Origin of the sequence: Actinomadura luteofluorescens, from assembly GCF_013409365.1 — a bacterium.
GTDB lineage: Bacteria > Actinomycetota > Actinomycetes > Streptosporangiales > Streptosporangiaceae > Spirillospora > Spirillospora luteofluorescens.
Genome location: NZ_JACCBA010000001.1, coordinates 9,402,285 through 9,413,121, shown reverse-complemented (window position 1 = coordinate 9,413,121; position 10,837 = coordinate 9,402,285). Strand labels below are relative to the sequence as shown.

At 76.0% G+C, this 10,837-nt stretch carries 12 protein-coding genes; 6 read left to right on the top strand and 6 right to left on the bottom strand.

Annotation, left to right across the window (positions count from 1 at the left end; translation table 11 throughout):
• The first annotated feature begins 30 nt into the window (after positions 1-30).
• Positions 31-1,149 carry a helix-turn-helix transcriptional regulator gene (locus tag BJY14_RS44725; RefSeq protein WP_218905855.1) on the top strand — a complete coding sequence of 373 codons (1,119 nt, stop codon included), beginning with the start codon at positions 31-33 and terminating at the stop codon, positions 1,147-1,149.
• Between the two features lie 18 nt (positions 1,150-1,167).
• Here BJY14_RS44725 and BJY14_RS43255 read toward each other — a convergent pair whose 3' ends face one another.
• Positions 1,168-1,677, bottom strand: a complete 510-nt coding sequence (locus BJY14_RS43255; protein WP_179848899.1) for an ATP-binding protein — start codon at positions 1,675-1,677, stop codon at positions 1,168-1,170.
• A 586-nt stretch (positions 1,678-2,263) separates the two neighbouring features.
• On the opposite strand from BJY14_RS43255, the gene BJY14_RS43250 reads away from it, so the two are divergent.
• Together BJY14_RS43250 and BJY14_RS43245 are read left to right on the top strand one after the other, a co-directional pair.
• Entirely contained in the window at positions 2,264-3,154 is an 891-nt protein-coding gene (locus BJY14_RS43250; protein WP_179848898.1) for a metalloregulator ArsR/SmtB family transcription factor, read from the top strand.
• Positions 3,151-3,750, top strand: coding sequence for a dihydrofolate reductase family protein (locus BJY14_RS43245; RefSeq protein WP_179848897.1), 600 nt, complete (start codon positions 3,151-3,153; stop codon positions 3,748-3,750). The genes BJY14_RS43250 and BJY14_RS43245 overlap by 4 nt, the downstream gene beginning before the upstream one ends.
• Before the next feature lie 138 nt (positions 3,751-3,888).
• Here BJY14_RS43245 and BJY14_RS43240 read toward each other — a convergent pair whose 3' ends face one another.
• From BJY14_RS43240 to BJY14_RS43230, 3 genes are all read right to left on the bottom strand, one after another.
• On the bottom strand, positions 3,889-4,089 hold the full coding sequence (locus BJY14_RS43240) for a DUF3040 domain-containing protein (protein WP_179848896.1): 201 nt from the start codon (positions 4,087-4,089) through the stop codon (positions 3,889-3,891).
• Between the two features lie 57 nt (positions 4,090-4,146).
• A complete protein-coding gene (locus BJY14_RS47015; protein ID WP_312879751.1) occupies positions 4,147-5,742 on the bottom strand; it encodes a glycoside hydrolase family 10-like protein in 1,596 nt (531 codons plus the stop codon).
• Between the two features lie 167 nt (positions 5,743-5,909).
• Complete coding sequence (locus BJY14_RS43230; protein ID WP_179848894.1) at positions 5,910-6,689, bottom strand: NAD(P)H-dependent oxidoreductase; 780 nt, start codon at positions 6,687-6,689, stop codon at positions 5,910-5,912.
• Positions 6,690-6,797: 108 nt separating this feature from the next.
• Between BJY14_RS43230 and BJY14_RS43225 the strand changes: the two genes are divergently transcribed.
• Positions 6,798-7,784 carry a GlxA family transcriptional regulator gene (locus BJY14_RS43225; RefSeq protein WP_218905854.1) on the top strand — a complete coding sequence of 329 codons (987 nt, stop codon included), beginning with the start codon at positions 6,798-6,800 and terminating at the stop codon, positions 7,782-7,784.
• Between the two features lie 16 nt (positions 7,785-7,800).
• Here BJY14_RS43225 and BJY14_RS43220 read toward each other — a convergent pair whose 3' ends face one another.
• Positions 7,801-8,370: a GNAT family N-acetyltransferase gene (locus BJY14_RS43220; protein WP_179848892.1), complete on the bottom strand. Its 570-nt coding sequence runs from the start codon at positions 8,368-8,370 to the stop codon at positions 7,801-7,803.
• Positions 8,371-8,385: 15 nt separating this feature from the next.
• Positions 8,386-9,186, bottom strand: coding sequence for an SDR family NAD(P)-dependent oxidoreductase (locus BJY14_RS43215; protein WP_179848891.1), 801 nt, complete (start codon positions 9,184-9,186; stop codon positions 8,386-8,388).
• A 105-nt stretch (positions 9,187-9,291) separates the two neighbouring features.
• Between BJY14_RS43215 and BJY14_RS43210 the strand changes: the two genes are divergently transcribed.
• Positions 9,292-10,002, top strand: coding sequence for a spermidine synthase family protein (locus tag BJY14_RS43210; RefSeq protein ID WP_179848890.1), 711 nt, complete (start codon positions 9,292-9,294; stop codon positions 10,000-10,002).
• A gap of 125 nt (positions 10,003-10,127) precedes the next feature.
• The gene (locus BJY14_RS43205) at positions 10,128-10,715 is read left to right on the top strand and encodes a biotin transporter BioY (RefSeq protein WP_179848889.1); all 588 of its coding nucleotides are present in this window, start codon (positions 10,128-10,130) and stop codon (positions 10,713-10,715) included.
• The last annotated feature ends 122 nt before the right edge of the window (positions 10,716-10,837 follow it).

Genomic DNA, 10,837 nt, shown 5'->3' with positions numbered 1-10,837 from the left:
ATCGCTCGCGGGCGGGGTCACGATGGGTGCGTGGACCGCGTGGATCGGCTGCTGGCGCTCGTCGCGGAGTTGCGGGCGGCCTCGCCCGAGCCGCTGGACGCGGCGGTGCTGGCGGCGCGGCTGGGGGTCAGCGGGCGGACCGTGCGCCGCGACCTGGAGCTGCTGACGCACGGCGGGCTGCCGGTGCGGGCCCGCAAGGGCCGCGGCTACGCGCTGCCGGAGCCCGCCGCGCGCGAGCCGCTGGGCGAGGTGGGGTCGCTGCTGGGCCCGGTGCACGACACGCTCGCCGAGGCGGTCCGCGCCCGCCGGGTCGTGCGGCTGGCCTACACCGACCAGGCGGGGGCGCGCAGCTTCCGCGACGTGGAGGCGCACGGCCTGGTCGTGGCCCCCTACGGGGAGTACCTGGTGGGGTGGTGCCGCATGCGCGACGGGCCGCGGATGTTCCGGCTGGACCGGATCGGGGCGGCGGTGCTGTCGGGGCGGGGCGCGGAGGTGCGGGACCTGGACGACCTGCTGGCGGCGCTGCGGGTGCCGGTGCCGCGCCCGGCGGCCGAGGCGGGTCCGCGGGCCCCGGCGGCCGCGGCGCGGGCGCGGGCGTGGACGCTGGACCGGCTGGAGTTCGTGCGGTCGCGGCTGCGGGAGGCGGCCGCGGAGGTCCGGGGCGGCGGGTCGGGCGCGGCGGCGCTGCGGGGGGTGCTGGGGCATCTGGCGGAGTGGACGCGGTGGCAGGCGGCCGCGATCCGGTCGGCGGCGACGGGCGAGGAGCCGGTGCTGGAGGGCCGTCCTCCGCCGTTCCCGCCGGCGTTCGGGCGGGAGTTGCCCTACGACGCGCGGGAGCGGATGATCCAGGACGCGATGGCGCTGCGGTCGCTGGGCGATCTGGCGCGCGACCTGCAGCAGGTGCTGGAGGCGGTGGCGCACTGGGCGGCCGGCTGCGACGACGCGCTGTGGGAGGCCGAGCTGCCCGATCCGCGCCCCTACGGGCCGCCGGGGCCGCCGCGTCCGCTGGCCGATCTGCTGGCGGGCTGGCGGGGGCCGCTGGCCCACATCGAGTGGCATCTGGACCGGCTCACCGACGAGCCGCCGCTGCCGCCCGGCGCCGGGGAGGAGGAGGTGTGGGTGGTGGACCGCTGCCCCCTGCAGGTCTGACCCCGGCCCCCGGTCGGGTCAGCTGGCGGGCGCGTCGGCGGTGAGGGCGGGGGTGTCGAGGGGGTCGAGGTCGCGGGTGAACCAGATGGTCTTGCCGGGCGGCGCGGGCCGGGCGCCGAACTCGGTGGCCAGGGAGGCGACCAGGAGCAGGCCGCGGCCGGCCTCGGACCAGTCCAGGACGGGGGGCGGTCCGGCGGGGACGCCGGGTGCGCGGGGGTCGGCGTCGCCGATCTCGCCGGTGAGGCGCACTCCGGCCCGGGTGGCCTCCAGGCGCAGGGCCAGGTGGACGGGCCCGGTGCCGTGCACGACGGCGTTGGTGACCAGTTCGTCCACGATAAGGACGATGTCGTCGATGTCGGCGGTGCCGGTGACGCGCCACCGGCGCAGCGACCGGCGGGTGAGCGCGCGGGCCCGTGCCGCGGCGCGGGTGTCGGCGGCCAGGTCCCAGACCGCCGTGGCGCCGCCGCCGTCGTCTTCTCCGGTTCCGCCGCCCGCAGGCCTGGTGGTCCCCGTCCCCGTGGTTCGCACTACCCGTCTCCTCGTCTGTGCCGGTCGTCCGTACCGGGTCTGGCCGCCGATCGGTGTGCGGTCGGTGTGCGGGGCCCCGCGGGGTGACCGGCCGGTCTCCCCGTATTCCCCGCATCGACTCATATGCGTGGACGCTTCTTCCGGCGGGGTGGTGCACGGGCGCAGGCAACCCTCACCGCGGGGTGAGGTGAACTTCACGTGCGGGGTGGCGGTGGAGGAGGCACTGGCGCGGAGCCGCTAGAGTGGGTGCGTCGGTGTGGCATGTGTCCCCCGGGCTCTACCTGATGCCTTCGGGGAATACCGCCGGTCCCATGCGGTCCGGGCTGGAGCTTCGTTGTGCCTTTCGCCGTGAGGCGACCACCACACCGGCTTGACGCCGAGGCCCCGGCGGGTTGATCCCGCCGGGGCCTTTGGCGTTCACGCCCCCGGCAGGCCGTCCCGGCACGCCCTCCCCTCCCCCTGGCCTCGCCCCTTTCGGCCCGTGCCTCCTTGACCGCGCACCCCTGTGCCTCCTCGTTCGTGTCGGCGTCACCTCGCACCAAATATTCCTTGACAAGAATATTCGTCATGAGGAATGCTTCGGGGCATGGAGGAGATCCTCAGTGCGCTGGCCGATCCGGTCCGGTGGCGGCTCGTGAATTTGCTGGCCGAGCGGCCGCGGCCGGTGGGCGTCCTGGCGCGGCTCGCCGGCGCGCGGCAGCCGCAGACGACCAAGCACCTGCAGACGCTGGAGCGCGCCGGCGTCGTCACCTCGCAGCGCGCCGGGCAGCGGCGCGTCTACGCGCTGCGGCCCGGTCCGCTGCGCGACCTGGCGGCGGCGCTCGGCCGCCTCGCCGACGACGCCGGCCGACCCGGCGGCGCGGGCGAGACCTTCGACCGCTACGGGGCCGCCCTCGGCGCGGAACGGCTCGCCGCGCGGGAGGCGGGGTGGGCCGACGGCCGCGCGTTCGCCTTCACACGGTCGCTGCCGCGGCGTCCCGGGCTGGTCTGGCGGCACCTCACCGAGCCGTCGCTGCTGGCGGACTGGTGGGCGCCGGACGACCTGCGGGTGTCGGCCCTCGTCTTCGAGGCGCGCCCGGGCGGCAGGGTGCTGCTGGAGTACCGCGACGCCGAGGACGCCGGCGGGGTGGACGCGGTCGCCGGCCGCGCCGAGGGCGTGGTGGAGGAGGCACGCCCGGGCGAGCGCCTGCGCTACCGCTCCACCCCGGTGCTGCCGAACGGGGAGGCGGCCTTCACCGCCCACGTCGAGCTCGGCCTGCGTCCCGAGGGCGACGGCACCGGCCTGGACGCCCGGGTCCGGATCACCGGCAGCACGGTCGAGTCCGCGGATTTCGTCGCGGGCATCGAGATCGGCTTCGGGCAGAGCCTGGACAGGCTCGCGGCGGTCCTCGCCGCGGCGGATCCAGGGCCGGCGGGCGAGCACGGCGCGGATGAGCACGGCACTGGAAACGACGATGACGCAAGGAGCATGAAATGACCGGCACTACCGGCCGCAAGGTCACCGCGAACCTGGCCCTCACTCTCGACGGCCGCTACCACGGGCCCGGCGGCCCCGCCGACTTCGGAATGTTCGTCCCTTATGTGACGAGTGAGGTGGCGCGCGATCATCTCACCCGGATCTACGAGGGCGCTACGACGGCGCTGCTGGGCAGGGGCAACGCCGAGGGCTTCATGGGTTTCTGGCCGGCGGTCGCCGGGGACGCCGGCGCCGATCCGCGCGACCGCGGGTATGCGGAGTGGCTGGTCGGCACCGAGAAGGTGGTGCTGTCCACCACCCTGGCGGAGGCGCCGTGGGAACGGACCCGTGTGGTGAACGCGCCCGCCGCGGACGTCGTCGGAGAGCTGCGGGCCGAGGGCGGGGGCGACATCCTGGTCAACAGCAGCGCCAGCGTGATCAAGCCGCTGCTGGCCGCCGACCTCGTCGACCGGCTGTACCTGATGGTGCTGCCGGAGATCGCCGGGGGCGGGGGGCGGCTGTTCGAGGACGGCCTGCCGTCCACCCGGTGGTCGCTCAGCCGCCGGGAGACCGGCGAGCTGGGTGAGATGGCCCTGGTCTACGACCGCGTCCGCTGATCCGGCCGGACGGGGTCGCGGCGACCGCGGAGACGGCGTGCGCCTCCGCGGTCGCCTCGGGGCGTGGGGCGGCGCCGGACCTGCCACGAGCGGGGGTGGGAGCGGGAGCGGACGGGAGCCGGGCCGGCCGGGCCGGGTCTAGAGGATCGCGGCGGCGATCCCGGCGCCGATCGCGGCCAGGACGATGATGACGGCGGCGGCTGCGAGGACGATCGTGCGGGCACGGCGGCCGCGGGGGGTGCCGAGGCGGGCGAGGCGCTGGGCCAGCCGCGGGTCGTCCTCTCTCAGGCGGATCTCGATCTGGCTGAGGATCCGCTGCTCCTCCATCGACAGCGCCATGCTTCATACCTCCGGGGGGTGGTCAGGTGTCAGGTTCCTCCCCACGGAGCATGATCATTATCCCTCGGGGGCGGTGGCCGTTGCGCCGCGGCCGGGGCGGCTTTCGTGGTGGAGGCGGTCCAGGGCGGTGACGGAGTAGGTGTAGGAGCGGCCGGGCTTGGCGGTGGGGTCGATGATGCCGCCGCCGCGGACGTCGGCGATGAGGTGGCGGGGGTCGACGGGCGCGCAGCCGGGCTTGGCGCCCTCGACGCGGTAGACGGCGTAGGAGGTGGCGCCCTGCGAGGCGCGCCAGGTGACCTTCACGCCCTTGGCGTTCTTGGCGTCCTTGCCGGTGGCGGGGGCGGCGGTGGTGCCCTGGACGGGCGGGGGCGCCTGCCCGCCGCGGCGGGCGGGGACGGGCGGGACGGCGGGGCGGGTGTAGTGGTCGTCGCGGAGGCGGGCGGCGAAGCCGCGGCGGTTGGCGGCGAGGTCGGAGGCGCTGAAGTACACGTCGCCGCTGATCTGCGGGTACTTGGCGTTCAGGGTGAGGTGGCGCGACAGTTCGGCGGGCTTGCGCCAGGTGGCGTCCTCGCCGACGCGGTAGGCGGCCTGCCCGATGGTGAGCTGCACGCCGGTGCCCTTGACCTGGCGGGCCCACCAGGGGGCGAGTTCGGCGTAGTCGGCGCGGGCGTCGCCGATGGGCCAGTACAACTGGGGGGTGACGTAGTCGAGCCACCCCTGCCTGATCCATTTGCGGGTGTCGGCGTAGATGTCGTCGTAGCTCTGCAGGGCGGCGGTGGGCGACCCGTCGGGGTCGCTGCTCTTGTTGCGCCACACGCCGAAGGGGCTGATGCCGAACCGGACCCAGGGTTTGGCGGCGTGGATGCGGCCCGACAGCGACTCCACGAGGGTGTCGACGTTGCGGCGGCGCCAGTCGGCGCGTTTCATGCCGTTGCCGTAGGCCTTGAAGGCGGCGTCGTCGGGGAAGTCGCCGTCCTCGGGGTAGGGGTAGAAGTAGTCGTCGAAGTGGACGGCGTCGATGTCGTACTTGGTGACGACGTCCATGACGGCCTTGGTGGCGAGGTCGCGGACCTGCGGGAGGCCGGGGTCGTACCACAGGCCCTTGCCGTACTTGCGGACCCAGTCGGGATGCTGCCGGGCGGGGCTCTTGGGCGCCAGCTTCTTCAGGTCGTGGTGGCGGGACACGCGGTAGGGGTTGAACCAGGCGTGGAACTCCAGGTTGCGGGCGTGGGCCTCCTTGAGCATGAACGCCAGGACGTCGTAGCCGGGGTTCTTGCCGGGGGTGCCGGTGAGCCACTGCGACCACGGCTCGTACGGGGAGTCGTAGAACGCGTCGGAGTTGGGGCGGATCTGGACGAACACCGCGTTCATGTTCATCGCGGCGGCGGTGTCGAGGAGGCGGGTGAACTGCTCGCGCTGGTCGGCGGGTGAGGCCTTGGGGTCCTTGGGCCAGTCGGTGTTGCCGACGCTGGCGATCCACATGCCGCGCAGCTGGCGACCCTTGGCGCCGTCGGGGGCGGGGACGCCCGGGCATTCGGCCCTGGCGCCGTCGCGGGCGGGGCCGTCCTCGCGTCCGGTCGTGCCGCCGAAGGCGGTGATGCCGCAGGCGGCGAGCGCGCCCGCCGACGCTCCCGCCGTCAACGCCGCCGCCACTTGCCGGGTCCTGGATCGCCATGCCATAGCGGCCCATTGTTACGCACGCGCCGGGATGCCACGCACGAAACGCCGACGCCCGTGTGATACCTCACCGTCCCGTTTCGCCTGATATCAGGGTCGCGGACCCGGCACCCGCGCGGCCGGGGGCCGTCCCCTCCGGCCGCCTAGCGGGCCGGGCAGGGGCGGCGGTGAACGGCGGGGCCGGTGCGGCCGGGGGCCAGTTCGGGACGCAGGGTGAGGTCGCCGGTGTAGTCGCCGCCGTGCTCGCTGCGGTACGGGATGGGGTCGGCGGTGGGCAGGGCGTGCAGGCGCGCGTCCAGGGCGGCGGCGGCCGCGGCGTGGTCGGCGGGGCCGGCGCGGTCCGCGCCGGTGATGACCAGAGGCGGCAGGACGTCCATGCCGGTGTAGAACAGCGTGCCGTGCAGGAGGGGGAACAGGAGGTCCTCGGCGGCGCCGTGCACGCCGCGGGGGCCCAGGCCGGAGGCGCGGGCACCGGCGGTGGTGACGACCAGGGCGCGGCGTCCGGCCAGGCCGCCGTCGCCGTAGCGCAGGGTGCGGCCGTCGCCGCCGGTGACGCCGAACGCGAAGCCCTGGACGAACACGCGGTCGAACCAGCCCTTCAGGATGGCGGGCATCCCGTACCACCACAGGGGGAACTGCACGACCAGCGCGTCCGCCCAGGCGATCTTGTCGTGTTCGGCGCGGATGTCGGGGGCCAGGGCGCCGGCGGCGTGGGCGCGTTCGGACGCGGCGCCGACGATGAGGCGGTCGGCGGGGTCGTGGCCGAAGTCGGCGGGGCCGACCACGGGGTTCCAGCCCATCGCGTACAGGTCGGAGTGGCGGACGCGGTGGCCGCCGCGGCGCAGGGTGGCGGCGCCGTGGTCGCGCAGCGCGCCGTTGAGGGAGCGGCCCTCGGGGTGGGCGAAGATCCACAGGACGTTCACGGCGCCGTCTTCCTTTCCCGGTGTGTCGGTCGGTCTGGTGTCGATGCTGCCCGTGGCGCGGTCGCGGCGGTGAGTGGCCCGTCGGCCATGGTGTGCAAGGATCGGGCCATGGCGGGCGGGATCCACCGGGTGGCGGTGCTGGTGCGCGAGGGCGTGCTGCCGATGGAGCTCGGGATCGTCCACCAGCTGTTCGGGCAGGCGCGGTCGGCGGAAGGCGCGCCGCTGTACGAGGTGGTGTCGTGCGGCGTGCGGCCCGGCGCGGTGCGCGCGGACGCCGATTTCGCGGTGACGGTGCGGCACGGGCTGGAGGCTCTGGAGGCGGCGGACACGATCGTCGTGCCGGCGTCGCACGTGCTGGACGAGAGCCGTCCCGGGCAGGGGCCGGTGCCGGGGGCGCTGGCGGCGGCCGCGGCGCGGGGCGCGCGGGTGGCGTCGGTGTGCACGGGCGCGTTCGTGCTGGCGGCGGCGGGGCTGCTGGAGGGGCGGCGGGCCACGACGCACTGGCTGTCGTGCGGCCGGCTCGCCGAGACGTTCCCCGGGGTGCGGGTCGACGCGGCGGTGCTGTTCGTCGACGAGGGCGCGGTGCTGACCTCGGCGGGCGAGGCGGCGGGCATCGACCTGTGCCTGCACATGATCCGCCGTGACCACGGCGCGGCGGTGGCGGGCGACGTGGCGCGCCGCACGGTGGTGCCGCCGCACCGGGAGGGCGGGCAGGCGCAGTTCACGGCGCTGCCGGTGCCGCCGGCGCGAGGGTCCGCGCGGGTCTCCTCGACGGGCGCGGCGCGGGCGTGGGCGCTGGAGCGGCTGGACCGGCCGGTGACGCTGGCGCGGCTCGCGGCGCGGGCGTCGATGAGCGTGCGGACGTTCACGCGCCGGTTCCGGCAGGAGACGGGCGTGTCGCCGCAGGTGTGGCTGACGGCGCAGCGGGTGCAGGCGGCGCGGCGGCTGCTGGAGGAGACCGACCTGCCCGTGGACCGGGTCGCCGAGCGGACGGGGTTCGGGACCGCGGCGTCGCTGCGCCGGCACCTGCACGCCGCGATCGGGGTGTCGCCCTCGTCCTACCGCGCGACGTTCCGCGGCCACCACGACGCGTGAAGGCCGCCCCCGCCCGCTAGCCGGGGGCCGTCCCCGGCGGGTGCAGGTCCGAACGCAGCATGCTGTACAGGACCTCGTCGCGGTACCGGCCGTCGCGGAAGCTCCAGCCGCGCATGACGCCCTCGCGGGTGAACCCCGCCTTCTCCAGGGCGCGCTGCTCGGCGAGGTTGGCGGTCTCGGTCTCGGCCTGGACCCGGTGGGCGGGGCTGTGCGCGAACAGGTACTCGGCCAGCAGCCGCTGCGCCCGCGCCCCCGCGCCGCGGCCGCGCGCCTCGGGCAGCAGCGAGATGCCGACGCTCCAGCACCACGCCCGCGCCGTGGTCGCCACGCGCCGGTACGACACGATCCCGCAGAACACGGCGCCGCGGGCGACGACGAGGTTCCCGGTCTCCTCGCCGAGCATGCCGTCGGACTCCCAGCGGCGCCGGAACCTGCGGGGATCGGTGAAGCCCTCCCACAGGAACGGCCCGGCCAGCTCCGGGTCGGTGCGCAGCCGCTCGATGAGCGGCAGGTCGTCCTCGGCGACCGGGCGCAGCGCCACCCCGTCCGCCTCCTCGGACCCGCCCCCGCGACGGGTGTCGTTCATGCCGCTCCCCCAGGGTCAGCGCAGGGTGGACAGGCCGCCGTCGACGTGCAGGACCTGCCCGGTGACGTAGGACGCGCGGTCCGACAGCAGGAACACCGCGACGGCCGCGACCTCCCACGCGGTGCCCTGCCGCCGCATGGGGATCAGGCCCGCGACCCGGTCGCGGTCGCCGTTCCCGGAGGAGGCGTCGCGCCCCATCACGGTATCGATCAGGCCGGGCGCCACCACGTTGGCGCGCACGCCGCGCGGCGCGCCCTCGGCGGCGATGTGGCGCACCAGCCCGGTCAGCCCCGCCTTGGAGGCGTCATAGGACGGGGACCGCGAACCCGGCTTGGTCCCGGCCAGCGAACCGATGAACACCATCGCCCCGCCCGCCTCCAGCGCCGGCATCGCCGCCTTGCCGACCAGGAACGGCGCCCGCAGGTTGACGTGCAGGACGCGGTCCCAGTCGGCCAGCGCCGTGCCCGCCAGCCCGTACCCGATGCCGATCCCGGCGTTGAACACCACCCCGTCCAGCCCGCCGAGGCCCTCGGCCGCCCGGGTCACCACCCGGTCGCAGGCCGCCGGGTCGACCACGTCCGCCGCCACCACGCATGCCCGGCCGCCCTCCGCCTCGATCATCGCCGCGGTCTGCCCGGCGGCGTGCTCGTCGACGTCGGCGCACGCGACCGCCGCGCCCTCCCGCGCGGCGGCGACCGCGATCGCTCGGCCGTTGCCGACCGGCGCGGCGGGATCGTCGCTGGGGCGCGTCCCCGCGCCGACGACCAGGATCCGGCGGCCCGGCAGCAGCCCGCCGGGCGGTTCGATCTCGGGCATGCCCGGCACCGTAGCCGACACCGCCCTTCCCGCCCAGCCCCCGGCCCGCACCGGCCCGGGCCGGGATAGTCCCGGGCCGGGCCCCGCGGCGGCTAGGGTGCGGTCATGGGATCGGCTGCGGACACACGCGGGGAACACGCCACGGCGACGGTGGTCGAGCGCGCCGCCGGCCTGGGCGGCGAGCTGGTGCTGCGCCGCGTGGACGGCGACTACGAGATCATCAGCAACGGCGTGTTCCTGATGGACACCCGCAACGGCGAGTCCGAGCGGCTGCTGGTCCGCGCCGCCCTCGACGCCGCCGCGGCCCGCCCCGGCGCACCCGCGCGGGTGCTCATCGGCGGCCTGGGCGTCGGATTCTCCCTCACCGAGGCCCTCACCGGCGACGACGTCGCGCACGTCACCGTCGTCGAACGCGAGCCCGCCGTGATCGCCTGGCACGCCACCGCGCTGCGGCCCTGGTCCCGGGACGCCCTGCGTGACCCCCGCGTCACCGTCGAGCGCGCCGACCTCCTCGACTACGTCACCGCCCCGGGCGCGGGCCGCTTCGACGCGGTGTGCCTGGACATCGACAACGGCCCCGACTGGACCGTCACCCCCGGCAACGCCCGCCTGTACGCCGCCACCGGCCTGGACGCCCTCGCCGCGCTGCTGACGCCGCGCGGCGTGCTCGCGGTGTGGAGCGCGGGCGCCGCACCGGCGTTCGAGGCGCTGCTGCGGGGCCGGTTCGGCTCCGTGCGGGTCCGGCCCGTCCCGGTGCCGCGCGGCGAACCCGACGTGGTCTACCTCGCCCGCGACCCGCGCGCCGCCGCCGGCTGAGGCGCGCCGGCGCCGCCGTGCGGGCGGCGACAAACCGGGGGCACCCGTTTCTGTAGGCCGCGCCGTCCACCCCCGCCAGGCAGTTCGCTAAGTTTCGGCCTGACACAACCGTTTTGGGAGGATCTGTGGCTACTGCCCACGCAACCCGGCGGCGTCCCGCCGTCCTGGGCGACCTGCTGCCCGGCTCGCTGGCCCGCGACACCGCGCTCGTCATCGGCGCCGCCGCCTTCGTCGGCATCGCCGCGCAGATCGCGGTCCCGCTGCCCGGCACCCCCGTGCCGGTCACCGGGCAGACCTTCGCGGTCCTGCTCGCCGGCGCCGCCCTCGGCTTCGGCCGCGCCGGCCTGGGCATGCTGGTCTACCTGCTCGCCGGAATGGCCGGCGTCCCCTGGTTCACCGACGGCACCTCCGGCGCCGGATTCCCCACCCTCGGCTACGTCATCGGGTTCGTCGCCGCGGCCGCCGCCGTCGGACGCCTCGCCCAGCTCGGCGGCGACCGCACCCCGCTGCGCACCGTCGGCACCATGCTCGCCGGAACCGCCATCATGTACGCCGCCGGCGTCCCCTACCTGATGGCCGCCCTGCACGTCGACCTCGCCAAGGCGCTCGACCTCGGCGTCACACCGTTCCTGGCCGGCGACGCCCTGAAGGTCCTGCTGGCCGCCGGCCTGCTGCCCGCCGCCTGGAAGATCACCGGCGCCGCCCGCCGCTGACCCCGCGCCACCGCGTCCCGTCCCCGCGCATGGGGACGGGACCGACGGGCATACGCGCAACCAGACCCCGCGGCCGCCCGCCGGGACCGGTGTGGCGCACACCTCACCACCCACCGCCACCC